Here is a 23,727-nt window from a genome sequence, read left to right on the forward strand (position 1 = left end):
GGCGCGCCCGCCGGGCGCTCCGGGATTCAGCCGGCCCGGCGGCCCTGCCGGGCGTCGGCGGCGTGCAGGGCGATGAGCGCCACGGCGAGCACCACCAGCGTCGGGCCGAGCGCGGCCACCGAGACCCGGGCCAGCAGCACCCCGACCGCGGCCGGCACCAGGGCGGCGCCGAGGCCGGCGGCGCCGATCTGGAGGCCGATGGTCCGGTCCGCGTGGTCGCGGCCCACCCGTTCCGCCGTGGTGAGCGTGAGCAGCGGGAAGACCGGCGCCGCCGCGAAACCCACCACCAGCAGGCCGGCGACGGTCACAGAGCCCGGGGCGGGCAGCGCGACCAGCACCGCTCCCCCGGCCATGCCGAGCAGGCTGCCGCGCAGCACCCGGGCGCTACCCAGCCGCTCCGCCACCACCCCCTGCACCACGCGCCCCACGAAGAGGCTCCCCCAGTAGCCGGAGACGCAGAGCCCGGCGACCGCGGCGGAGAGCCCGCGCCCCTCGGTGAGCAGCAGGAAGGCCCAGAGGCCGGTGGACACCTCGATCGCCACGTAGACGGCGAAGGCGGCCCCGCCCAGCCACACGGCCGGCAACCGCAGCGTCGCGCCGATCGAGGCCCGCCGCACGGCCCCGGCCCCGGCGGGCTCACCGGGGACCACCTGCGGCGCGACCGGGTCGGGCGGCAGGGCCGCGCCGGCTGGCGGGTCGCCGCGCCAGAGCCGCACGGTGAGCGCGAACGCGGTGGCCAGGGCCAGCTGGGCGGCGGCCACCAGGGCGTACCCCCAGCGCCAGCTCAGCCCGGCACCGAGCACCCCGGTCATGATCAGCGGACCGATGGCCACGCCGAGGCCGAAGAACGCGTGCATCCAGTTCATGTGCCGGGGGCCGAAGGCGGCGGCCGCGTACGCGTTGAGCCCCGCGTCGATCGCGCCGGAGCCGAGCCCGAGCACCAGCGCGAAGCCGACCATGACGGCGAGCGCGGGCGTGGACGCGTACCCGGTCAGGGCCACGCCGGCCAGCAGGGTGCTGCCGGCGAGCAGCCAGCCGACGCCGAGCCGGGCCAGGATGAACCCGGCCAGCACGCTGGAGGTGAGGTAGGCCACCGTGCCCGCGGTGAGCACCACGCCGACCGCCTCGGTGGGCACGTTCAGGTCGAGCCGGATGGAGGGCCAGCCGACCCCGATCAGGCCGTCGGGCAGCCCGAGGCTGACGAAGGCCAGGTAGGCCAGGAGCAGCAGGGACGGGCGCGGCGGGGCGGGTGCGCGGGACACGAGGCCCCATCCTGCCGAAGCCGGCACCGGCCCCGGACGACCGGGCGGGGCGCCGGTGAGGTGGCACTCAACCGAACCGACAAAAAGTAAGATACGGACGGGTGGGATAACGGACAGCCCATCCAGAATCGGCCGAACGGCTGACGGCGATGCCCCCGGTCCGCGTAAGACTTTCGGGATGCAACAGGGCTCCGGTTTCCTCTCCCAGCGTCAGCGCCGCCTGGCGTGGCTCGGCTTCCTGCTCGCCGCGATCCAGGCGCCCGTCGCCGCCAAGCTGGCAGACGACAGCTCCTGGCTGTTCAGCCTCGTGGTGGCGCTCATGGTGGCGACCGTGATCATCGCCGATGACGGCGTCCGCCGCACGGCGCAGGCCCGCTCCTCCGACTGATCAGCGCTCGGCGGGGCGCGCCTCGTGCCCCGGTCGCCCCGGACTCCGGCGGCGTTCCTTCATCTCCGCCTCGTAGAGGTGCCGCCGGCCGTCGACCAGCTCGTCGCGGGCCTGCCGGTCCAGCTCCCGGAAGAGCGCGTAGTACCCGTCGTCGAAGTCCTCGACGATCTGGAAGGTCCAGCGTCCCGCGATGACGTTCCGGCCGAGCAGGTCCTCCTCGATGCGCCCGGCCAGCTCCGGGTGCCCGGCGGTGCGGAAGAGCGCCACGGCGTCGTCGAGCATCAGGTCGGCGTGCCCGATCAGCTGGTGCAGTGAGTAGAGGTGCCCCCGGGCGCGCTCGACACACTCCAGCGCCTCGCTGAGCTTGCCCAGCGCCTCGACCGTGGCGTCACTCACGCCCGCCGGCCGGCGGTGCGCCCGGTCCGGTTCGTCGGCCTGCTGTCCCATTCCGTTCCTCCGCGGGGTCGGCTGCGCGGTCTGCGCCGTTTCCCTTCTGCCCCGGGACGCACGGCTCAATCCCGGCGGGCGAGGCCACGCATCACCCGGACGACCCGGGCATCGGCCGGTCGGCCGAGGCCGCCCCGGTCCCGGCGGGGCTAGCCTCGGTCACCATGCGTGTGCCGAACAACCGGGTGGCGACCCGTTCCGCGGCCGTGGCCGCGAGGTCCAGCCTCACCACGCTCACCGCCGCCGTCGGCACCGCCGGGCTCGCCGCGGCCGCCGCCAACCCCGGCCTGCTCGCCGCGGTCGACCAGCACGCCGCCGGCGTACGCGACAGCCTGCACGGCGACCACCGGCCGCTCACCGTGGCGGCGCTCGCCGGGTACGCCGAAGGTGTGCGCGACGCGGCGCGGGAGCACGGCTGGGCGCCGCCGGAGGAGCCGGTCGACTGGTCCGAGCCGGACTGGGTGCTCACCCGCCTGCTCGCCGTCTGCCTGCTGACCCGCGCGCTGGACCCCCGCGACCTGGCCTGAGACACGGCCGAGGGTGCCCGCGATCGCCCGCGGACACCCTCGTCGCCCCGTTTCTCTCAGCCGTTCGGCCGGCGGAACTGCTGGGTCTCGTCACCCACGTTGCCGGACCGGTACGTCCCCTGCGCCCCGGACATCGACGACTGCGGCATGGCCGGGCTGGGCTGAGCGCCCCGGTCGGCCATCTGCCGCTCGTAGTCGCTGCGACCGGCGCCCTGCGCCTGGCGCTGCTCCTTGATCGCCCGGGACTCCTCGGCGGCCCGGTCGAGCCAGCGGTCCCAGCGAGCCTGCATCGGCTTCACGAGACCACCACCCACGCCGACCACCAGGATTCCGGCCACGGTGCCGAGGAACGCGATGAGCACCGGCGTGGTGACCGTGGTGGCGATGCCCACCTGGTTCAGCGCGGCGATCACGCCGAGGGCCAGGATGAAGATCGCCGTCAGGTCGGCCAGGACCTTGCCGTACGAGAGCCCACCGAGCGCTCCCGAGACCAGGTCCCGCACCGCGTTGGCGATGGCGGCGGCGATGACCACGATGACGATCGCCACGAAGGCCCGCGGCAGCCACGACACCACGCCGCGGATCAGGTCACTGATCGCGTTGGGTCCCCACACCCCGAAGGCGAACTGCAGGGTGAACAGCAGGACCGCGTAGTAGGCCAACTTGGCCAGGATGTCGCTGGCGTCGTACCTGGTGCGTTCGAGCGCGCGTTTGACGCCGCCACGTTCGACGGCCCGGTCGAACCCCACCCGTTCCAGTGCCGCGTCCACGATTTTGAGTACGGCTCGGGCGATGAGCCAACCCACCACGAGGATCGCGATGAACGCGATGGCCCTCGGGATGAAGAGCAGCACCGACCTCCAGAAATCGGTCAGGGCGGCGCCGATGTCGGCCTGCCCGACCGCGAGGGTTTTCGGCATGTCGTCCCTCCTGTCGCGTGAACTGCGCCGCCCGCATACCCGGTCGGGTGGGCAGCACGCCGGGCCGACCCGGGGCAATTTCCCGACATGCCCGGTCGAACCGGTCCTGACCTGCATCAACGGCCGCAGCCGGTCAGCCCGCCCTCCGACGCGCGCGCGTGATCGAAACCTGACCGTCAGGCTCCGGTTAGGCTGCGGTCATGCCAGGCACCGTCGGGCGGGTCCCCTCGCCATCAGCGCCCACTCCGGGAGCGTCGGGCGGGACCGGGTCCGGCGCGGCCGCCGTCCTGGCCCATCCGTGGGCGGACACGCCACTCGGCCCGCCGGACAGCTGGGATCCGGCGGTCCGTGCCGTGGTCGACCTGGTGCTGGCCTCCCCGGTGCCGATGGCCCTGCTCTACGGCGAGGACCTGGTCCTGCTCTACAACGACGGGTACGCGGAGCTGATCGGCGAGCGGCACCCGGCGGCGCTCGGCCGGCCGGCGGCGGAGGTGTTCGCCGACCTCTGGCACGATCCCGACGCCGGCGAGGTGGTCGCCCGGGTCTACCGGAGGGGCGAGCCCTACCTGGCGCGGGAGGCGGTGCTGCCGGTCGACCGGCACCAGGGTGGTCCCGCCGAGCCCGCGGTGTTCACCCGCGGCTACTCCCCGGTCCGCGACTCCACCGGGCAGATCATCGGCGTGCTCACCGTGGCCGCCCAGACCACCCAGGTCACCCAGCAGCTGCAGAGCCTCAGCGACTTCGCGGCGGCGCTCTCCGGCACCCTCACCCTGGACGACGTCGCCCGGGTCACGCTCCGCTACTGCCTGCACTCCTTCGACGCCGACCGGGTCTCGTTCGTGGTCGACGAGGGCTCCGCCTGGCGCATGGTCCGCCGGGTCCGGGGCGAGCTGCTGGACGAGGCCGACGAGCGGCTGCCGCCGCTGTGGCGGCGACCGCCCGCGGACTCCGCCGTCCCGATCGTGGTCACGGCGCGCAGCGGCGTGTCGTCCTTCGTCAGCGACGGCCAGCCGCTACGGGACAGCGCGGCGGACCGGCACGACCAGAAGGTCCGGGCGCTCGCCTCGCTGCCGCTGCGGTCGACGGTGATCCGCGGCGCGCTGACCGTCGGCTACCAGGCCGCGCACCCCTGGTCGCCCGCCGAACGCGCGCTGCTCGCCGCCTCGGCGGAGCTGGTCGGCCAGGCCGCCGAGCGGGCCCGCCGCTTCGAGACCCAGCACGGCACCGCCCAACTGCTGCAGCGCAGCATGCTCCCGGAGCAACTGCCCGACCTGCCCCGGCTGCGGATCGCGGCGCGCTACGACCCCGGCGTCGACGGCAACGCCGCCGGTGGCGACTTCTACGACGCGTTCGTGCTGCCCACCGGCGCGCTCGGCGTGGTCCTCGGCGACGTGGCCGGGCACGACGTGCAGGCCGCCGCCCGGATGGGCCAGGTACGCGCCGCGCTGCGCGCGCTGGCCCTCTCCGACCCCCGGCCGGACGCGGTGCTCGGGGGCCTGGACCGGCTGGTCGCCAGCCTGGGCACCGAGGGCGGCACGTCCGAGCTCTTCGTGACCGTGGTGTTCGGCGTGATCGAGGCCGACCGGGAGCGGATCACCCTGGCCAGCGCGGGCCATCCCGCGCCGCTGATCCGGCGCTGCCCGGACGAGGGCGGCCCGGTCGCCGAGTACGTCGAGGTGCCGCCCGCACCGCCGCTGGGCCTGGGCTGCCACCCCCGGACGGTCACCGTGCCGTTCCGCCCCGGCGACACCCTGCTGCTGTTCAGCGACGGGGTGGTGGAGCGGCGCTGGCAGGACCTCGGCGCCGGGCTGACCGGGCTGTGCACCGCGGTGAGCGGCGCGAACAGCGGGGACCCGCGGGCGCTCTGCGCGGTGGCGACCGCCGCGGTGCCCGGCGCGACCGAGGACGACGTGGCCGTGCTGGCCGTCGAGCACGCGGTCCGGCCGAGCCGGTCGGCCAGCATGGAGGTGCCGGCCGAGCCGACCGCGCCGAGCCGGGTCCGGCACTGGATGACCGCCCAGCTCACCGACTGGCAGGTGCCCGAGGGGGTGGTCGGCGCGGCGGTGCTCTGCACCAGCGAGCTGACCACCAACGCCCTGCTGCACGCCGGCACCGCCGCCCGGGTGGAGATCGACCTCAGCGCGGAGCGCCTGCTGGTCTCGGTCGCCGACTCCGGCACGCGGGGGCAGGTGACCCGGGCGCAGACCGACACGCTGAGCAGCCGGGGGCGGGGACTGGGGCTGATCGAGGAGCTGAGCGACGCGTGGGGCACCGACCCCACGGTGCGCGGCTCGACGGTGTGGTTCGAGATCCTCATCCCCGCCGGCTGAGCCACGCGTCGGCGCCGACCCGGGCGGGTAGGAGGAGGGCCATGCCTGACGACAACCGCTGCGGCGTCCTCTTCGACGTGGACGGCACTCTGGTCGACACCACGTACCTGCACACGGTGAGCTGGTGGGAGGCGCTCCGCCAGGGCGGCCACCGGGTGCCGATGGCGCGGATCCACCGGGCCATCGGGATGGGTTCGGACAAGCTCCTCGACCACCTGCTCGGGGCGGAGCGGGACCGGGATGCGGACGGCAAGCTACGCGACACCCACGACGCGCTGTACGCCGAGTACTGGGAACGGCTGGTGCCCCTGCCCCAGGCCGTGGACCTGCTGCGCGCCTGCGCGGCCCGCGGGCTGCGGGTGGTGCTGGCCACCTCGGCGGCCGAGCACGAGGTGGCTGCCCTGCGGGCCGCCCTCGACGCGGACGACGTGATCGACACGGTCACCTCCTCGGCGGACGCGGAGGAGAGCAAGCCGGCGCCGGACATCCTGGAGGCCGCGCTGGCCCAGTCCGGGCTGGCCGCCGAGCGGGTGGTGTTCGTCGGCGACTCGGTCTGGGACGTCGCCGCCGCCGGCAAGCTGGACGTACCCTGCATCGGCCTGACCTGCGGCGGCACCAGCCGCGGCGAGCTGGCGGGCTCCGGCGCGGTGGCCGTCTACGACGACCCGGCCGCCCTGCTGGACGGGCTCGCGGACAGCCCGGTCGACGCCCTCACCGATCCGGGCCGGTCGGTTCGCCCCCCGCGCCGCGCCGGCGACACCGTGACCGGACCCACCGGGGAGAAGACGGACACCGAGGCATAGCCGCCACCGCTTCGGGGCACTGGTGACCACCTGCCCGCACCGTGGGCGGCGGAAGGGTGGTGCCGTGGAACCGGTCGATGTCGCGTTCGCTCTGCTGGGCGTCGGTGCGCTGCTGGCGGGAATCCTGCCCCGGGTGCTGGAACGCCGGCCGCTGTCGATGCCGATCGCGTTCCTCGGCCTCGGCATGCTGGTCTTCGTGCTGCCCACCGGGCTGCCGACCCCGGACCCGCTGCGCTGGCCCGAGGTCACCACCCACCTCACCGAGGTCGGCGTGATCGTCGCCCTGATGGGCGCCGGCCTCAAGATCGACCGGCCGTTGAGCTGGGCGCGCTGGTCGTCGACGTGGCGGCTGCTGGCCATCGCCATGCCGCTGTGCATCGCCGCGGTGGCGGTGCTCGGCTGGTGGTGGGCCGGCCTGGTACCGGCCGCGGCGCTCCTGCTGGGCGCCGCCCTCGCCCCGACCGACCCGGTGCTCGCCTCCGACGTGCAGGTGGGCGAGCCGACCGACGTGGAGGACTCGGAGGACGAGGTGCGTTTCGCGCTCACCTCGGAGGCCGGGCTGAACGACGGGCTGGCCTTCCCCTTCGTCTACGCGGCCATCGCGATCGCCACCACGAGCCTCGCCCCGGCGGACTGGCTGGCCCACTGGCTCACCGTCGACGTGCTCTACAAGCTGGCCGTCGGGGTGGGCGGCGGGCTGCTCATCGGCTGGCTGCTCGGCAAGCTCTTCTTCCGGGCTCCGAGCACGCTGCGGCTCGCCCGGCACGCGGAGGGCTTCCTCGCCCTCGCCGCGACCTTCCTGGCGTACGGGCTGGTCGAGGTTGTCGGCGGGTACGGCTTCCTGGCCGTATTCGTGGCCGCCCGGGCGATCCGGGCCGCGGAACGCACCCACGAGTTCCACTCCGTGCTGCACGACTTCGCCGAGCAGGTCGAGCGGCTGCTCACCGTGCTGTTGCTGCTGCTCTTCGGCGGCGCGGTGATCGGCGGCCTGCTCGCCCCGCTGACCTGGCCGGCGGCACTGGTCGGGCTGGCCCTCGTGTTCGTGGTACGGCCGCTGGCCGCCTGGCTGTCGCTGCGCGGTGCGCCGGGCCGCCCGGCCGAGCACTGGGTGATCTCGCTGTTCGGCATCCGCGGCGTCGGCTCGTTCTTCTACCTGGCGTACGCCACCAGCAAGACCGAGTTTCCGCAGGCCGACCTGGTCTGGGCCACGGTCGGCCTGGTCGTGGTGGTCTCGGTGGTGGTGCACGGGATCGCCGCCACCCCGGTCATGCAACTGCTCGACCGGGAGGGCGAGCGGACCCGGGACGCCTCAGAGCGGGGCCGGGCGGACGAACCCGCCCTGGACGGCGTCCGGGGCTGACCGCGGGGCCGGCACCAGCGGGGCGGCCGGCAGTTCGAGGTGCAGCCGCACGGTGGTCACCCCGTCGGCGACGTGCACGTCCACCAGGTCGCAGAGCCGGTGCACCAGCAGGAGCCCCCGGCCGCGTACGCCGGTCACCGGCGGCGGGATCCGGCCGGCCAGCGGATCGGACAGCTCACCCGGGCCACTCACCTCGCAGACGAGGTCGCCCGCGGCGACCCAGCACCGCGCGGTGGCCGGGCCGGTGCCGTGGGTGAGCGCGTTGGTGGCCAGCTCGGTGACGGCGATCCGCAGGTCGTCGACCCGTTCCGGGGCGAGCCCCGCGGCCTCGGCGACGCCGGCGACCGCCGCGCGCAGCGCCCCCAGGCCGTCCGGCCGGACGGCCTCGGTGAGCACGCCGGCGGGCGGCGGGGGCAGCGGGCGGGCCAGCCGGCGCAGCACCGCCCGGGGCGGCCGGTAGGCGGCGCTGGGCCGGGCCACTCCCCCGCTGACCAGCCACGGGTGGGTCCCGGCGACGTCGGCCAGCGCCGCGGCCGGCAGCCGGGACCGGTCGAACAGGCAGCGCACGGTGAGCGCCTGGCCGGCGAGGCCGAGGTTGATGATCGCTTCATGCTCGACGCAGTGCCGGTACGCGGCCGGGCGCCGGCCGGGCCAGAGGGACTCCCCCACGACACGGACCCGGCGGCCGGGAAACCGGTGGACGAAACCACGCAGCGTGGTGGCGATGATGGCCGCCGGATTGCGCCCGATCACCGCCATGTCGGCGAGTTCGACGCCGTCGAGCGAGTCGAGCAGCGGTCCGACCAGGCGCAGCCGGGCGGTGGGCACGGCGACCAGCACCGGCTCGCCCGCGGCCAGCCCCGCCTCGACGAACTCTCCGACGGCGGCGCGGTAGTCCCGGTCGTCGGCGTAGAGCAGCGCGTCGTGGCGCAGCCCGTCCGCCGGGAACGGCGACCGGTCGCCCCCGGGCGTGCCGTCCCCCGGCCGACCGCCGGCACTGTTCACTGCGCGTACACCTCCGCGGCGAAGGATACCCGTGGGTGACGGGGCGCCTGCGCGCAGTGGCACCGGTCAGCCACGGTCCGCGAGCAGCCGGGCGGCCAGCGCACGGCCCAGGTCGTGGCCGGAACGCCAGGCGCCCTGCACCCGCGGCCGCCCGAACGCGTCGCCGGCCAGGCCGATCCCATCGTCGTCCAGGTGGTAGGCGCCGTCGCCACCGTCGGCCGGTTTCGCGTACGTCCAGCGGTGCACGTGGGTCAGTTCGGCCGGCTCGGGCAGGCCGAACAGGTCGCGGACGGCCTGCTCGATGGCCGGTCCGGCGGCGGTGGGCTGGAGCAGGTGCCCGGCGGCGAACTCGGCGGTGGTGTGCGCGACCAGCACCGGGGCCGCGTCGCCGCGCCGGTCGCCGTCGTCGCAGACCGAACTCAGCACCGGATGCCCGTTCACGAACGCGCCCCGGAAGTCCGGCCAGCGCCTGGCCGGGAAGCGCAGGACCCCGGCCAGCGCGGGGGACCAGCGCTGGGCCCCCGCCGCCCGGGTGGCCGCCTCCAGCGCGGGGTCCAGCAGCAGCGCGGCCTGCGGGCCCGGCATGGCGAGCACGACGGCCTCGGCCGCCCGCCCGTCGACCCGGGGCCCCGGCTCGACCGTCATGACCAGCCGGTTGTGCACCACCGGCAGGTCACCGGCCAGGTGCTCGACCAGCGAGCGGAGCCCGCGCGGGGCCGCCCAGCGCACCGGGCCGGCCACCTCCTCGCGGCCCCGCGGCCCGTACGCGACCAGCGTGTCGGTCCACTCCCGGGCCAGGCCGGCGGCGCGCCACCGGCCGACCACGGCGGCGAAGTCGGGGTCGTCGACGGTGAAGTAGGCGGCGCCCAGGTCGGCGGGGCGGCCGTCGAAGCGCTTGCTGGCCATCCGCCCGCCGGTCACCCGCGCCCGCTCCCGGACCTCCACCGGAATGCCGGCCCGGGCCAGCTCGGTCGCGCAGGCCACACCGGCGATGCCCGCGCCGACCACCACCACACCCGCCCGGTCCGCAGTCACGCAGCCGATCGTAGGCGGCGGCCGGCATGAAGGGCCGGAGACGGGGGTAGTGGTACACGTGTTCGAGGAGAGGTGATCGACATGGCCGACCGCAGCAACGGCAGCAAGGACCCCGTCAACCCGGACGCCGCCGTCAAGGATCCGGACGACTGGGTCACCGGCGACGAGCCGCCGACCGCGGCGCAGGAGTCGTATCTGCACACCCTGGCCCGGGAGGCGGGCGAGGAGGTGCCGGACGGGCTGACCAAGGCCGAGGCGTCCCGCCGGATCGACGAGCTCCAGGCGGAGACCGGTCGCGGCCGGTGAGTCAGCGCGGGGGCAGGCGGTGCAGCTCGACCCGGTCGAGCCGCCCCGCCGCCACCCGCGCGGTCAGGTAGGTCGCGTGGGGCTGGGCCCGCCGGTCGGTGGGCGAGCCGGGGTTGAGCAGCCGCAGACCGCCCGGCGCCACGGTGTCCCACGGGATGTGGGAGTGTCCGAACACCAGCAGGTCGCAGTCACCGAAGGCGGCGGCGCAGCGCTCCTCCCGGCGCGTCCTCGGCCCGGTCTCGTGCACCACGGCGACCCGCAGCCCGTCCAGCTCGACCCGGGCCACCTCCGGCAGCCGGGCGCGCAGCGCCGGCCCGTCGTTGTTGCCGTACACGCCGACCAGCCGGCGGGACCGGGCCTCCAGGGCGTCCAGCAGGGACACGTCCACCCAGTCGCCCGCGTGCAGCACCACGTCGGCGGCCTCGACCGCCGCCCAGAGCGGCGCCGGCAGGTCCCGCGCCCGCTTCGGCACGTGGGTGTCGGCCATGATGACCAGTTCCATCCCCCGATCCTGCCCGCCGCCGGGTCCGCTGTCGCGCGGGCACGGCCCGGTCGGCTCAGGCGCCCTGGTCCTCCATGAGGCCGAACCGTCGGCCGGTCCGGCCGCCGAGCCGCTCGGCGGCCGTCGTGATCCGGCCCGCGGCGTTGATGAGGCCGATGTGCGAGAACGCCTGCGGGAAGTTGCCCAGCTGCTCGCCGGTGGTCTCGTCGATCTGCTCGGCAAAGAGGCCCAGGTCGTTGACCCGCGCGGCGAGCTGCCCGAACAACCGCCGGGCCCGGTCCAGCTCGCCGGCCTCGGCCAGGCCGGCGGCCAGCCAGAAGGAGCAGATGAGGAACCCCGCCGGGTCGTCGTCCCAGCGGCGCAGCAGGCCGTTGCGGGACAGGCGGCGCTCGACCACGTCCATCGTGGCGCGCATCCGCGGATCGGCGGCGGGCAGGAAGCCGACCAGCGGCATGATCAGCACCGAGGCGTCCAGCTCGTCGGAGTCGAAGGCGCCCGTGTAGGCCCCGACCCGGTCGTTCCAGCCCCGGCGGAGCACCGCCGCGCGCACCTCGTCGCGGGCGGCCGCCCAGCGTGCCAGGTCGGCGGGTTCGCCGATCCGGGGGCCGAACCGGACGGCCCGGTCCAGCGCGGTCCAGCACTGCACCTTGGAGGACAGGTAGTGGCGCTCGGGGCCACGCGCCTCCCACATCCCGGCGTCGGGCCGGCGCCACTCCCCCGCCGCCTCGTCGGCGAGGGCGTGCAGCAGGTGCCGCACGTCGGCCGACATCGGGTCGAGGTAGTGCCGCATGAGCCAGGCCGCGTCGAGGACCTCGCCCAGCACGTCGGTCTGCCGCTGCCGCCAGGCGTCGTTGCCGACCAGGACCGGCCGGCTGCCGGCGTACCCGGCGAGGTGGTCGAGGTCGTGCTCGGTGAGGTCCCGCTCGCCCTCGACGCCGTACATGATCGGCACCTGCTCGCCGTCGATCCGGCCCATCGCGCGGGCCACCCAGGTGAACTGCCGGTCCGCCTCGTCGGGGCAGGCGGCCAGCCAGAGCGCCTGGAGGGTGAGGCTGAAGTCGCGCAACCACACGAAGCGGTAGTCGTAGTTGCGGTCCCCGCCCAGCTCCTCCGGGATCGAGGTGGTGGCCGCCGCGACCACCGCCCCGCTGGGCCCGTAGGTCATCCCCTGCACGACCATCGCGCTGCGGCGGACCAGGTCGCGGTAGTCGCCGTCGTACCGGTGCAGGCCGGCCCAGGACCGCCAGCCCTCGACGGCGTCGGCCAGCACCTGGTCGGCGTCGGGCAGCGCGGGCGCGCCGCCCCGGTAGGTCGGGGCGTACCCGAGGGTGAAGTGGTGGGTGCTGCCGGCGCGGGCGGTGAACCGTCCGGACGCCGCGCCCTCGCCGCAGCTCAGCGGGACGTTGGCGCGCAACTCCAGCCGGCATCCGCCGCCCGTCGCCCCGATCACCCCGTCGGTCTCGCTGAGGTAGGCGTTGACCCGGCCGTACTCGAAGCGCGGCGCGTAGTCGACAAGCATCGGCACCTCGCCGGCGAGGCCCTCGACCACCCGGGCGAGCACCCGCGGCGACCGCAGCCCGATCACGTGCCCGCGCGCTCCGGGCTCCAGCGCCAGGGCGTCGGTGACGGCCGCCGTCCCGGTCGCGGTGGTGAAGACGGTACGCAGCACGAGCGTGTCGTCAAGGTAGGACCGGGTGCTGGTGAACTCGGCCGCGGGCCGGATGCTCCAGTGCCCGGCCGCGTCGTCCAGCAGCCGCCCGAACACCGACGGCGCGTCGAATCGGGGTGGGCACCACCAGTTGACCGAGCCGGCGGTGTCCACCAGGGCGGCGCTGTGCCCGTCGGCGAGGAAACCGTGCTCGCTGATCCGTCCGGTCCGCACTCCGGTGGCTACCCGGCGCGGCGGTCACCATGCGCCGCCATCGGTCCGGGCGGGCGCGTTACCGCCCGACGGGGCGGGGAACGCGGCGGGTTGACGAAGGAGGATGCTCATGACCAGTTCCTCGAGTCCGACCGCGGCATGGCGGCCCGGGATGCCGGGGCGCGACAACCTCCCGTCCGGTCCGAGCGGCCGTCCGTTGCCGCCGAGCGGGGACGGACACGGGCCCCAGACCGGCCCGCCGACCGTCACGATCGGGTCGTACCCGGACTATCCGTCCGCCCAGCGGGTCGTGGACTATCTGGCCGACAACCGGTTCCCGGTGGAACGGACCTCGATCGTGGGCACCAACCTCACCCTTGTCGAGACGGTGATGGGCCGGCTGACCACGGGCCGGGCCGCGCTGGTCGGCGCGGGCACGGGCGCCTGGTTCGGCCTGTTCATCGGGTTGCTCTTCGGCATCTTCACCGCGGGGAACTGGGTCGCGGTGATCCTGGTGGGCCTGGTGATCGGCGCGATCTGGGGCGCCGTGTTCGGCGCGGTGGCCCACGCCATGACCGGGGGCCAGCGGGACTTCACGTCGGCCAGCTCGCTGCGGGCCGGGCAGTACGCGGTCACCGTGGACGCGGACGTCGCCGAACAGGCCCGGCAGCTGCTCGGCCGGATGCACCTGACCCCGACCGGCACCACCGCACGCTGACCGGCCGGTTTCCGACGCCCCGGCGCACCGTCGCGCCGGGGCGTCACCCGTTCAGTGGTACGCGCGCTCGCCGGCGCGGATCGGCACGTCGACCCGGTTCTCCGGCGGCGCCAGCGGGCAGGCCCACCGGTCGTCGTAGGCGCAGCTCGGGTTGTAGAGGTAGTTGGCGTCGAGCCGGACCCGGTTGCCGGGCAGCACGGTCAGGCCGCGCCCGAAGGTGCCCTTCACCGTGTCGGTCAGGTAGCGCCCGCCGCCGTACGCCCCGGCGCCGCAGGTCGCGTCGCGCACCGGGAGGAACAGGCCGCCCCCGTACGCCTCGATCCACCAGAGGGTGAGCGGCCCCCAGGGCGTCTCGGCGACGGCCACCCGCCGGTAGCGCACCACGCCGTCGGGGCCGCCGGTGTCGATGGTCTCGGTGCCCGAGGCGGGGCGCAGCGGCGCCTCGACCACGGCCGCCGGGTCGGGCGGGAACCAGCGCAGCCCGGTGAAGCCGGGCCGGTCGGCGGCCGGCAGGGGGCTGCTGGGGTGGCTGCGGAACAACTCGTCCCGGGCCGCCCGGAAGCCGGCCAGGTCGAGGTCGGAGAGGTAGAGCCGGGCCACCCGCTCACGCCAGTCCTGCACGTCGAGATCATCCACGCTCCGACCCTAGCCCGCCCATCTGCTTCAGATTCAAAAATCACTGCCGTACGACACCACTGTTGCGCGGCTCACTACCATCGCAAAGCTCTTGTTTAAATTTTAAATAGTGCTAGTCTCGTCCCCATGACCGAGAGCCTGGACGCCGAGCGGGCGGCCTGCTGGCGCGCATACATCGAGGCGAGCCAGCGGCTGTTCACCCAGCTCGAGGACGACCTGCGCGGCGACAGCGAGCTGAGCTTCGCCGACTACCACGTGCTGGTGCTGCTGTCCGAGGCGCCCGGGCAGCGGCTGCGGATGGGCGAGCTGGCCGGTCGGCTGGTGTTCTCGCCGAGCCGGCTGACGTACCAGATCTCGTCCATGCAGAAGCGCGGCCTGGTGGCCCGGGAGTCCTGCCCGGACGACCGGCGTGGCAGCGAGGCGGTGCTCACCGCCGCCGGGCTGCTGACCCTGCGCGAGGCCGCGCCGCACCACCTGCGGTCCGTGCGCACCCACCTGATGGACGACCTCGACGATGCCGAGGTCGCCTGCCTCACCCGGGTCTTCGAGCGGCTCGGCCGGCGCCTACGCGCCGACCGCGACGCGTCGTCCACCCCGGCCGACAAGTAAGGAGCCCCGAGATGCCCGCGATCACCGTCGACGACGTCCTCGTCCTGCCCCGCCTGCCGGAGCTCGCCGAGTCCACCACCTTCCGCCCGGTGCGCCGGCTGACCACCGCGCCCAGCGGCTTCGAGGGCGAGGGCTTCCCGGTCCGCCGGGCCTTCGCCGGGGTCCCGATGAGCGAACTCGACCCGTTCATCCACCTCGACCAGATGGGTGAGGTCGACTACGCCCCGGGCGAGCCGAAGGGCACCCCGTGGCACCCGCACCGGGGCTTCGAGACGGTGACCTACATGATCGACGGCATCATGGACCACCAGGACTCGCAGGGCGGCGGCGGCACCATCACCGACGGCGACACCCAGTGGATGACGGCCGGCCGCGGCCTGCTCCACATCGAGGCGCCGCCGGAGCACCTGGTGATGAGCGGCGGCCTCTTCCACGGCCTCCAGCTCTGGGTGAACCTGCCCCGCGTGGCGAAGATGAACCCGCCCCGCTACCAGGACATCCGCGGCAAGGAGTCGGCGCTGCTGACCACGCCCGACGGCGGCGCGCTGATCCGGGTGATCGCGGGCGAGATCGCCGGGCACCGCGGCCCGGGTTCGACCCACACGCCGATCACCATCGCGCACGTGACGCTCCAGCCCGGAGCCGAGCTGAGCCTGCCCTGGCGGCCGGACTTCAACGCGCTGGTCTACGTGCTGGCCGGGCGGGGCACGGTGGGCACCGACCGGCGGCCGGTCCACCTCGGCCAGCTCGCCGTGCACGGGCCGGGCGACGCGCTGCGCGTCAGCGCGGACGCGCGGCAGGACGCCAACACCCCGGCGCTGGAGCTCTACATCATGGGCGGCCAGCCGATCCGCGAGCCGGTGGCGCACTACGGCCCGTTCGTGATGAACACCCGGGCCGAGCTGATCCAGGCGGTCGAGGACTACCAGGCCGGCCGGCTCGGGGTGATCCCGGCCGAGCGGATGCCGCACAGCGGCGGCGAGGGCGACCGCCCCTGACCGTACGGTCCGACGGGCGTCCCGGGTTCCCGGGGCGCCCGTTCGCGGTCTCAGGAGACGGCGAAGATCCCGGCCACCCCGAGGATCACCATCAACAAGACCGCCACCAGCGCGCCCCGTTCCCCCTCCACCGCCTGTTCGCGGTATTCGGTCACGGTGTTCGGCGTCTCGGCGGGCATGCTGTGGCCTCCTCGGTTTCGCGATCGGGTTCGGTGCACCCCCACGCGAGGACCCCACCGGCCGAAACGGTCGGCGTGCGGGTCCGTGCCGGGGGTCCTACCGTGAGGACGTTGTCGACCTCGGGAGGCTGGAACGTGGCGATGCGGGACTGGTTCCTCTCCGCACAGGAACGCGCCAACCCAGGGTCTGAATTACCCGTCTGGACGAGCGGAAACCTCGCCGAGCCGTTGATTCACGGCGGCGCGTACTTCGACCGGCTGGTCACCGAGGTCGAGCAGCTTCGGGCCGGCGACCATCTCTTCTTCACCGACTGGCGCGGTGACCCGGACGAGCGGATGCGGCCGGACGGCCCGACCGTGGTGCAGCTGTTCGCCCGGGCCGCCCAGCGCGGGGTGGTCGTCAAGGGCCTGATCTGGCGCTCCCACCTCGACGCGCTCTCCTACAGCGAGGAGGAGAACCGCGACCTCAGCGAGGCGATCTGCGCGGCCGGTGGGGAGGTTCTGCTCGACCAGCGGGTCCGCCGCGGCGGCTCGCACCACCAGAAGCTGGTGGTGCTGCGCCGCCCCGGCGACTCGGAGCGGGACATCGCCTTCGCCGGCGGGATCGACCTCTGCCACAGCCGGCGGGACGACGCGGCGCACGGCGGCGACCCTCAGCCCGTCACCATGTCCCCGCGGTACGGCCCCCACCCGCCCTGGCACGACGTGCAGCTCGCGCTGCGCGGCCCGGTGGTCGGCGCGCTGGACACCACCTTCCGGGAGCGGTGGACCGACCCCATGCCGCTGGACTCGGAGAACCCGATGGCCTACCTGCGGGACCGGCTGCGCGGCTCGGACCTGAGCCCGGACCCGCTGCCCGACCAGCCCGCCGATCCGCCGCCCTGCGGCCCGCACCACGTGCAGGTGCTGCGCACCTACCCGGCCGTGCGCCCGCGCTACTCGTTCGCCCCGGACGGCGAGCGGACGGTGGCCCGCGGCTACACGAAGTCGGTCCGCCGGGCCCGTCGGCTGATCTACCTGGAGGACCAGTACCTCTGGTCGACCGAGGTGGCCGACCTCTTCGCCCGGGCCCTGCGCGAGCAGCCGGAGCTGCACCTGGTCGCCGTCGTCCCCCGGCACCCGGACGTGGACGGCCGGTTGGCGCTGCCACCCAACATGGTCGGCCGCGCGCAGGCCCTCGCGCTCTGCCACCGGGCCGCCCCGGACCGGGTGCACGTCTTCGACGTGGAGAACCACGAGGGCACCCCGGTCTACGTGCATGCCAAGGTCTGCGTGGTGGACGACGTCTGGGCCAGCGTGGGCAGCGACAACTTCAACCGCCGCTCGTGGACCCACGACAGCGAGCTGTCCTGCGCCGTGCTGGACGAGACCCGGGACGAGCGCGCCCCGACCGACCCGGCGGGGCTCGGCGACGGGGCCCGGGTGTTCGCCCGGGACCTGCGGCTGCGGCTGTGGCGCGAGCACCTGGACCGGGACCCGGACGGCGGCGAGGACCACGATCTGCTCGACCCGGCCGACGCGGTCGCGGCGATCACCTCGGCCGCGGCGGAGCTGGAGCGGTGGCACGAGGCCGGGCGGGTGGGTCCCCGGCCGCCGGGGCGGCTGCGACCACACCGGCCGGAACGGTTGCCCTGGCGCACCCGGCTCTGGGCGCTGCCCGCGTACCGGCTGGTCTACGACCCGGACGGCAGGCCGCTGCGGGCCCGGCGCGCCGGGACCTGGTGAGCCGCCGCGAGCGGTTCACCGGCGGGCAGCGGCTCGTCCAGCGCGTCCGGCCGCGGCGGGTACGCGAACGACACCCGGGGTGAGTAGAAGCCCCAGCAGACCGCGAGCGGGTTCGCGGGCCGGAGCGCGTAGACCGGGTGCCCGGGGTCGAGGAACTCCACCGACTCGACCTCGAACGGCGACACCGGCTCGGCCACGTACGGGTAGTCCGCGACGATCAGCTCGCCGTCCCGGGCGGTGAGGTAGCGGTGGTGCCCGTTGTACGCCTCGGTGCCGGTGTGCCCCACCCGGGCGCTGACCTGGATGAGCGGCCGCCCCTCGGCCCACGTCTCGGTGCTGAGCCGCCCGGCCCGGACGTCGACGAGGGTCTCCCCCGGCAGGGCGGGGGCGCCCCGGGCGGTCGCGTACTGCCGGACCCGGTGGCTGGAGGCGAGGTAGTGCGTCCACCAGCCACCGGGTGTCTCGCCGTCGGGCGGATCCATGTCCGTGAGCGAGACACCGAGGAAGGTGAGTGAGTAGGCGCCGAACCCCGAGGTCTGGGTCTCGTCGTCGACCACGTACTGGCAGAGGAACACCTCGCGGTCGGGGCGCGGGCGCAGACCTGCCGGGACGAGCGCCGCGACCGCGTCGGGGTCCGCCGGGAGCCAGCTGACCAGCAGCGTCCGGGCGTTGACGACGAGTTGCGGAGCGGCGGGATCCAGCACGGTGCCTCCGTAGACGTGTACACCCTGGACGCTACGGGCGGTCCCGTTGGTGGGACAACGACGGAAAGGCGACAGTGTGAGCCGACTGTCGGGTTTCACCTTGACCGGTCGTCCCGCCAGGTCATCCGTCCGGCCAGCCTGGATCGACGGCCACCCGAGGGGCTTCCGGCCCAATTCGGGGCCTTTGTGGTGTGACACGGCTTAAGTGCATCGTACTTTCGGCTAGATTTCCTCCGGCCGATCAGGTTAAGGTGGCTTCCGAACGGCCTAACTGAAGCTAAACCGAAGCGTCACGTCTTTTTATGTTTCGCGGACGAGGTGCAGGGAGGACCACCCATGACCGCGCACACGATCAGCGAGCCGGCGACGACAACATCGACTTCCGGGAAGCTCGACCCGCGGGCGCTCACCGACAGCGCCGCCGACCTGCTCAACGCGATGGCGGCGCTGCCCACCCACCACCCCTCGCGCGCCGCGCTGCGCGACCGGGCGATCGAGGCCTGGCTGCCTCTCGCCAACCACCTCGCCCACCGCTACAGCGGCCGGGGCGAGCCCACCGACGACCTGGCGCAGACCGCCGCCGTCGGCCTCATCAAGGCGATCGACAAGTTCGACCCGTCCCGCGGCGTCGACTTCGCCGGCTACGCCATCCCGACCATCATCGGCGAACTGAAGCGCCACTTCCGCGACCGCACCTGGGACATCCGGGTGCCACGCCGCCTCCAGGAGCTGCGGCTGGCCATCTCCGACGCCAACAGCTCGCTGCTGCAGACGCTCGGCCGCTCGCCGACCGTCGCCGACATCGCCGGCCACCTCAACCTCACCGAGGAAGAGGTCCTGGAGGGTCTGGAGGGCGCCCGCGCCTACAACGCGGTGTCGCTGTCCACCCCGACCGGCGACGGTGACCGGGCCACCGAGCTGGGTGACATGCTCGGCGGCGAGGACGGCGAGTTCGAGCTGGCCGAGCTGCGTGTCGCCCTCGGGCCGGCGCTGGCCACGCTCGACGAGCGCGAGCAGAAGATCCTCACGCTGCGCTTCTACGGCAACCTGACCCAGTCGCAGATCGCCGAGCAGATCGGCGTCTCGCAGATGCACGTGTCCCGGCTGCTGGCCCGGGCACTCACGAAGCTGCGCGGGCAGCTCGACGGAACGTACTAGGGGGGTGGCGGCGGTGGCCGGGCCGGCGGGCCCGGCCACCGTTGACGTCCACTCGGGCCCGGTCGGCGATGCGCCGGCCGGGCCGTTTTCGTTCCGCACTCAGCGCAGCACCAGCAGGTCCAGCGCGTCGACCACCGGAGCGTCCGGGGTCCGCCGCGCCGCCGCCCGCAGCCGGCGCATTCCCCGGTCGTAGTCGGCGTCGTCGAGCAGCGCCAGCGGGGTGTGCGCGGCGCGCCGCAGCCCGTCGGCCGCCGCCCGCAGCGAGGGGGCGCTGACCTGCGGCACCGGCTCCAGCGCCACCGGCGCGAACCCGGCCGGCTCGAACGCCGCACAGACCTCGGCCACCGAGGGATAGGCCTCCAGCACCCGCAGCGCCTCGGGGAACCAGCGGAACAGCGTGACGCCGCCGCCCCGGCCCGCGAAGACCGACCGGATCAGCACCGGCGCGCCGGGCCGCAGCACCCGGCGCAGCTCGGCGGCGACCGCCGGCAGGTCGGGCAGGTGGTGCACCACCGTGGAGAGCCACGCGCCGTCCAGGCCGGCCGCCGCGAGGGGCAGCGCCTCCGCCCGCCCGGCCACCATCCCCGGGTACGCCGAGCGGGCCCGCATCGCCGCCGCCGGCTCGACCGCCAGCACGTCCACCCCGTACCAGGCGCGGAAGGCGGCGGCCCACAACCCGGTGCCCGCCCCCACGTCGAGCACCCGGTCACCGGGCCCGACGGGCAGGTGCCGGGCCACCGCGGCGCGCCAGCTCGCCAGGCCGCCGGCCGGCAGGTGCCGGGTCGCCGCGAAGGCCTCGGCGGAGCTCTCGTCGTACGCCATCATCGCCATGACCGTCACTCCACGCGAGGAAGCGGTCACGGTCAATGTGAGAAGTCGGACAGGACCCCGCGCCGGCCGACCGGGCCGGGGTGCGAGAGTGGGTCCGTGCTCTCCGACGTCGCCCTGGACCTGCCGGTCCGGCCGGTGCTGGCGCCGCTGGTCGAGGCGCTGGACGCGGCCGGTGCGGCGGTCCTCGTGGCGCCCCCGGGCACCGGCAAGACCACCCTCGCGCCGCTCGCCGTGGCCGACCGGGTTCCCGGACGGGTCGTGATCGCCCAGCCCCGCCGGGTGGCCGCCCGGGCCGCCGCGCACCGGATGGCCGCCCTGCTCGGCGAGCGGGTCGGCGACCGGATCGGGTACGCCGTACGCGGCGAGCGCCGGGCCGGTCCGCGGACCCGGATCGAGGTCGTCACCACCGGCCTGCTGGTCCGCCGGCTGCACCGCGACCCGGAGCTGCCCGGCGTCGGCGCGGTGCTGCTCGACGAGTGCCACGAGCGGCAGCTCGACGCCGACCTGGCGCTGGCGTTCACCGTGGAGGCCCGCGGCACGCTCCGGCCGGACCTGCGACTGCTCGCCATGTCGGCCACCCCGCGGGCGGACCGGTTCGCCGCGCTGCTCGGCGGCGGCACTCCCGCGCCGGTGGTCCGGGCCGAGGCCGCCCTGCACCCGGTGGACCGGATCTGGACGCCCCCGCCCCGCCCGGTCGCCCCGCCCGGCGCGGGCCGGGTCGCCCCGGCACTGCTGGACCACGTGGCGGCCACCGTGCGCCGGGCGCTGCGCGAGCGGGACGGGGACGTGCTGGTCTTCCTGCCCGGCGCCGGCGAGATCGCCGCCGTCGCGGGCCGCCTGGCCGACCTGCGCGACGCCGTCGCCGTACTGCCCCTGCACGGCCGGCTCCCGGGCGCCGCGCAGGACGCGGCCCTCACGCCGCTGCCCGGGAGGCGCCGGGTCGTGCTGGCCACCGCCGTGGCGGAGAGCAGCCTGACCGTGCCCGGCGTCCGCGCCGTGGTGGACGCCGGGCTGAGCCGCGTCGCCCGCACCGACCTGGCCCGCGGGCTGGGCGCGCTGGTCACCGTGCCGGTGTCCCGGGCGGCGGCCACCCAGCGGGCCGGCCGCGCGGGGCGGGAGGCGCCGGGGGCCGTCTACCGGTGCTGGTCGGAGGCGACCCACGCCCGGCTCGCTCCGCAGCCCGAGCCGGAGATCGCCACCGCCGACCTCACCGGGTTCGCGCTGGAGCTGGCCGCCTGGGGCGCCCCGGACGGGGCCGGCCTGGCGCTGCCCGATCCCCCGCCGCCGGCCGCGCTCGCCGTGGCCCGGGACACGCTGACCACGCTCGGCGCGGTCGACCCGGACGGCCGGATCACCGCCCGGGGCCGGGCCATCGCAGCCGCCGGCGCGCACCCCCGTCTGGCCCGCGCGCTGCTCGACGGCGCGGATCGGGTCGGCGCCGACCGGGCCGCCGAGGTGGTGGCGCTGCTCGCCGAGGAGACGCTGGGCGGCGCCGGGGACGACCTCACCGCCCTCTGGCGCCGCCTGCGCACCGGAGCCGACCCGGCGGCAACGGCCCGCTGGCGCGCCGAGGTACGCCGCCTGCGCACCACCCTGCCCACCACAACCCCGTCCCGCGATCGCGGGGCGGAGGGGGCGGGCCTGCCCGATGACCTCGCGGCGGGGCTTGTCGTCGGGTTGGCGTATCCCGAGCGGGTGGCTCGAGTGCGGGCGGGCGGGTCCGCGTACCTCATGGCCGGTGGGACCGCCGCGGAGCTGGCGGGCGGGTCGGGGCTGGTGGGGTCCGGCTGGCTGGCGATCGCCGTGGCGGACCGCTCCCCCGGTGCGCCGGCCGCCCGGGTCCGGCTGGCCACACCGGTGGACGAGGCCACGGCCCGGGAGGCCGGCGGTCCGCTGCTGCGCGAGACCCGCGAGGTCGGCTGGTCCGGCGGGGACGTGGTGGCGCGGGAGGTGGTCCGGCTCGGCGCGATCGAGCTGGTCGACCGGCCCCTCACCGCGCCCGATCCGGCGCTCCTGGCCGAGGCGGTGCTCGCCGGGCTGCGCCAGGAGGGCCCGGCCCTGCTCACCTGGACGCCGGAGGCCACGGCGCTGCGCCGGCGGCTGGCCTTCTGCCGGCAGGCGCTCGGCGAGGAGTGGCCGGACGTCTCCGACGCCGCGCTGCTCGCCGCCGCGCCGACCTGGCTCGGCCCGGAGCTGGCCCGCGCGCGCCGCCGGGCGGACCTGGCCCGGGTCGACGTGGCGGCGGCGCTGCGCCGGCTGCTGGACTGGCGGCAGGCGGCCCGGCTGGACGAGCTGGCGCCGGAGCGGCTCCCGGTGCCGAGCGGATCGCGGATCCGGCTGGACTACACCGACCCGGCCGCGCCGGTGCTGGCGGTAAAGCTCCAGGAGACGTTCGGCTGGCAGGAAGCGCCCCGGATCGCCGACGGCCGGGTGCCGGTGCTGCTGCACCTGCTCTCCCCCGCCGGCCGGCCGGTGGCGGTCACCGCCGACCTGGCCTCGTTCTGGCGCACCGGTTACCCGCAGGTGCGGGCGGAGCTGCGCGGGCGCTATCCCCGCCACCCGTGGCCGGAGGATCCCACCAGCGCCGAGCCCACCCGGCGCGCCAGCCCGCGCCGGCGCTGACTGACCCGGGCTACTCCTCGATCACGTCGGCGATCACCACGGTGACGTTGTCCGGACCGCCGGCCCGCAGCGCCAGGTCGATCAGCTTGGCCGCGCACGCCTCCCGGTCGGGATGACCACCGAGCACCTCGGCGAGGGTGTCCGGGCGGACCACGTTGGAGAGCCCGTCGCTGCACAGCAGCCAGCGGTCGCCGGCCCAGGGCACCATCGTGGCGTAGGTCGGGGAGACCTCGTCGCCCTGCAACGCCTGGGTCACCACGGCCCGGCGGGGGTGGCTGCTCGCCTGCTCGGCGGTGATGACCCCCTGGTCGACCAGCATCTGCACGAAGGTGTCGTCCCGGGTGACCTGCTTCAGCACGCCCTCCCGGAACAGATAGGCCCGGGAGTCGCCGACGTGCGCGAGGGCCAGGCAGCTGCCGGTGCGGGCGAACAGCAGCGCGGTGAGGGTGGTGCCCATGCCCTGACGCTCCGGGTCCTCCTCGACCGCCTGCCGGATCCGCGCGGTGGCCAGCTCGATGCCGCCCTGGAGGGCGGCGACCAGTCCGTCCTCGGGGGTCTCCACGTCCAGCGGCGCGACCGCGTCCATCGCGATGCGGCTGGCCAGATCGCCGGCGGCCATGCCGCCCATGCCGTCGGCGACGGCGACGAGCCAGTTGCCGGCGTGCTGGGCGTCCTGGTTGCCACTGCGGATCAGCCCACGGTCGCTCGCCCCGACGGAACGAAGCTTCAGGGTCATGGGAGGCAGCCTGCCAGTTGGAGGGCTCGGTTGTCTCTAGGAGATCAGGACCATGCTACGTGGCG

The 23,727-nt window shown here is 75.2% G+C and carries 24 protein-coding genes; 12 read left to right on the forward strand and 12 right to left on the reverse strand.

The annotated features are described in order from the left end of the window. Positions 1-26: 26 nt before the first annotated feature. A complete protein-coding gene (locus tag ABZW14_RS17995) occupies positions 27-1,262 on the reverse strand; it encodes an MFS transporter (protein WP_355347306.1) in 1,236 nt (411 codons plus the stop codon). A 178-nt stretch (positions 1,263-1,440) separates the two neighbouring features. Between ABZW14_RS17995 and ABZW14_RS18000 the strand changes: the two genes are divergently transcribed. Then, the gene (locus ABZW14_RS18000; protein WP_355347309.1) at positions 1,441-1,650 is read left to right on the forward strand and encodes a hypothetical protein; all 210 of its coding nucleotides are present in this window, start codon (positions 1,441-1,443) and stop codon (positions 1,648-1,650) included. Here the strand turns inward: ABZW14_RS18000 and ABZW14_RS18005 are convergent, their stop codons facing one another. Further along, complete coding sequence (locus tag ABZW14_RS18005) at positions 1,651-2,097, reverse strand: hypothetical protein (RefSeq protein ID WP_355347312.1); 447 nt, start codon at positions 2,095-2,097, stop codon at positions 1,651-1,653. A gap of 164 nt (positions 2,098-2,261) precedes the next feature. Between ABZW14_RS18005 and ABZW14_RS18010 the strand changes: the two genes are divergently transcribed. Beyond that, positions 2,262-2,624, forward strand: a complete 363-nt coding sequence (locus ABZW14_RS18010) for a DUF6401 family natural product biosynthesis protein (RefSeq protein WP_355347315.1) — start codon at positions 2,262-2,264, stop codon at positions 2,622-2,624. 56 nt (positions 2,625-2,680) lie between these two features. Here ABZW14_RS18010 and ABZW14_RS18015 read toward each other — a convergent pair whose 3' ends face one another. Next, on the reverse strand, positions 2,681-3,544 hold the full coding sequence (locus ABZW14_RS18015; protein ID WP_355347318.1) for a hypothetical protein: 864 nt from the start codon (positions 3,542-3,544) through the stop codon (positions 2,681-2,683). Between the two features lie 200 nt (positions 3,545-3,744). Here ABZW14_RS18015 and ABZW14_RS18020 point away from each other — a divergent pair, with 200 nt between their 5' ends. The 3 genes from ABZW14_RS18020 to ABZW14_RS18030 all read left to right on the forward strand — a co-directional run bounded on the left by ABZW14_RS18020 (position 3,745) and on the right by ABZW14_RS18030 (position 8,037). Beyond that, a complete protein-coding gene (locus ABZW14_RS18020) occupies positions 3,745-5,874 on the forward strand; it encodes a SpoIIE family protein phosphatase (protein ID WP_355347321.1) in 2,130 nt (709 codons plus the stop codon). A gap of 41 nt (positions 5,875-5,915) precedes the next feature. After that, positions 5,916-6,677: an HAD family hydrolase gene (locus tag ABZW14_RS18025; protein WP_355347324.1), complete on the forward strand. Its 762-nt coding sequence runs from the start codon at positions 5,916-5,918 to the stop codon at positions 6,675-6,677. Positions 6,678-6,741: 64 nt separating this feature from the next. Then, entirely contained in the window at positions 6,742-8,037 is a 1,296-nt protein-coding gene (locus ABZW14_RS18030) for a cation:proton antiporter (protein WP_355347327.1), read from the forward strand. On the opposite strand, the gene ABZW14_RS18035 is transcribed toward ABZW14_RS18030, so the two are convergent. Beyond that, positions 7,987-9,042: a sensor histidine kinase gene (locus ABZW14_RS18035; protein WP_355347330.1), complete on the reverse strand. Its 1,056-nt coding sequence runs from the start codon at positions 9,040-9,042 to the stop codon at positions 7,987-7,989. The genes ABZW14_RS18030 and ABZW14_RS18035 overlap by 51 nt on opposite strands. A 66-nt stretch (positions 9,043-9,108) precedes the next feature. Next, positions 9,109-10,056: an FAD-dependent oxidoreductase gene (locus ABZW14_RS18040; RefSeq protein WP_355347701.1), complete on the reverse strand. Its 948-nt coding sequence runs from the start codon at positions 10,054-10,056 to the stop codon at positions 9,109-9,111. 102 nt (positions 10,057-10,158) lie between these two features. On the opposite strand from ABZW14_RS18040, the gene ABZW14_RS18045 reads away from it, so the two are divergent. Next, positions 10,159-10,383, forward strand: a complete 225-nt coding sequence (locus ABZW14_RS18045) for a DUF3072 domain-containing protein (protein ID WP_355347333.1) — start codon at positions 10,159-10,161, stop codon at positions 10,381-10,383. A gap of 1 nt (position 10,384) precedes the next feature. Here ABZW14_RS18045 and ABZW14_RS18050 read toward each other — a convergent pair whose 3' ends face one another. Together ABZW14_RS18050 and ABZW14_RS18055 are read right to left on the reverse strand one after the other, a co-directional pair. Beyond that, positions 10,385-10,885: a metallophosphoesterase gene (locus ABZW14_RS18050; RefSeq protein ID WP_355347336.1), complete on the reverse strand. Its 501-nt coding sequence runs from the start codon at positions 10,883-10,885 to the stop codon at positions 10,385-10,387. Positions 10,886-10,940: 55 nt separating this feature from the next. Then, positions 10,941-12,767 (reverse strand): glycoside hydrolase family 15 protein, encoded by a 1,827-nt coding sequence (locus ABZW14_RS18055; protein WP_355347339.1) that lies wholly within the window; start codon positions 12,765-12,767, stop codon positions 10,941-10,943. A 109-nt stretch (positions 12,768-12,876) separates the two neighbouring features. On the opposite strand from ABZW14_RS18055, the gene ABZW14_RS18060 reads away from it, so the two are divergent. Further along, positions 12,877-13,464, forward strand: coding sequence for a general stress protein (locus ABZW14_RS18060; RefSeq protein ID WP_355347342.1), 588 nt, complete (start codon positions 12,877-12,879; stop codon positions 13,462-13,464). 51 nt (positions 13,465-13,515) lie between these two features. Here ABZW14_RS18060 and ABZW14_RS18065 read toward each other — a convergent pair whose 3' ends face one another. Next, entirely contained in the window at positions 13,516-14,100 is a 585-nt protein-coding gene (locus ABZW14_RS18065) for a DUF1684 domain-containing protein (RefSeq protein ID WP_355347345.1), read from the reverse strand. Between the two features lie 126 nt (positions 14,101-14,226). Between ABZW14_RS18065 and ABZW14_RS18070 the strand changes: the two genes are divergently transcribed. Together ABZW14_RS18070 and ABZW14_RS18075 are read left to right on the forward strand one after the other, a co-directional pair. Continuing rightward, the gene (locus tag ABZW14_RS18070) at positions 14,227-14,709 is read left to right on the forward strand and encodes a MarR family transcriptional regulator (protein WP_355347348.1); all 483 of its coding nucleotides are present in this window, start codon (positions 14,227-14,229) and stop codon (positions 14,707-14,709) included. Positions 14,710-14,720: 11 nt separating this feature from the next. Continuing rightward, on the forward strand, positions 14,721-15,707 hold the full coding sequence (locus ABZW14_RS18075) for a pirin family protein (RefSeq protein ID WP_355347351.1): 987 nt from the start codon (positions 14,721-14,723) through the stop codon (positions 15,705-15,707). Between the two features lie 50 nt (positions 15,708-15,757). Here the strand turns inward: ABZW14_RS18075 and ABZW14_RS18080 are convergent, their stop codons facing one another. Next, on the reverse strand, positions 15,758-15,886 hold the full coding sequence (locus tag ABZW14_RS18080) for a hypothetical protein (protein WP_255474581.1): 129 nt from the start codon (positions 15,884-15,886) through the stop codon (positions 15,758-15,760). Between the two features lie 135 nt (positions 15,887-16,021). Here ABZW14_RS18080 and ABZW14_RS18085 point away from each other — a divergent pair, with 135 nt between their 5' ends. Next, positions 16,022-17,611, forward strand: coding sequence for a phospholipase D-like domain-containing protein (locus ABZW14_RS18085; protein ID WP_355347704.1), 1,590 nt, complete (start codon positions 16,022-16,024; stop codon positions 17,609-17,611). Here ABZW14_RS18085 and ABZW14_RS18090 read toward each other — a convergent pair. Beyond that, positions 17,560-18,315, reverse strand: coding sequence for a hypothetical protein (locus ABZW14_RS18090; RefSeq protein ID WP_355347354.1), 756 nt, complete (start codon positions 18,313-18,315; stop codon positions 17,560-17,562). The two genes, ABZW14_RS18085 and ABZW14_RS18090, sit on opposite strands and share 52 nt — an antisense overlap. 336 nt (positions 18,316-18,651) lie before the next feature. On the opposite strand from ABZW14_RS18090, the gene ABZW14_RS18095 reads away from it, so the two are divergent. Next, the gene (locus ABZW14_RS18095) at positions 18,652-19,473 is read left to right on the forward strand and encodes a SigB/SigF/SigG family RNA polymerase sigma factor (protein WP_355347357.1); all 822 of its coding nucleotides are present in this window, start codon (positions 18,652-18,654) and stop codon (positions 19,471-19,473) included. A 99-nt stretch (positions 19,474-19,572) separates the two neighbouring features. Here ABZW14_RS18095 and ABZW14_RS18100 read toward each other — a convergent pair whose 3' ends face one another. Next, entirely contained in the window at positions 19,573-20,304 is a 732-nt protein-coding gene (locus ABZW14_RS18100) for a methyltransferase domain-containing protein (protein ID WP_355347360.1), read from the reverse strand. Between the two features lie 96 nt (positions 20,305-20,400). Here ABZW14_RS18100 and hrpB point away from each other — a divergent pair, with 96 nt between their 5' ends. Next, positions 20,401-22,926: an ATP-dependent helicase HrpB gene (gene hrpB, locus ABZW14_RS18105; protein WP_355347363.1), complete on the forward strand. Its 2,526-nt coding sequence runs from the start codon at positions 20,401-20,403 to the stop codon at positions 22,924-22,926. Positions 22,927-22,936: 10 nt separating this feature from the next. Here the strand turns inward: hrpB and ABZW14_RS18110 are convergent, their stop codons facing one another. Next, positions 22,937-23,662 (reverse strand): protein phosphatase 2C domain-containing protein, encoded by a 726-nt coding sequence (locus tag ABZW14_RS18110; RefSeq protein ID WP_355347366.1) that lies wholly within the window; start codon positions 23,660-23,662, stop codon positions 22,937-22,939. Positions 23,663-23,727 lie beyond the last annotated feature (65 nt).

Origin of the sequence: Micromonospora sp. NPDC004551, assembly GCF_040609975.1 — a bacterium.
In the GTDB taxonomy this organism is placed as follows: domain Bacteria; phylum Actinomycetota; class Actinomycetes; order Mycobacteriales; family Micromonosporaceae; genus Micromonospora.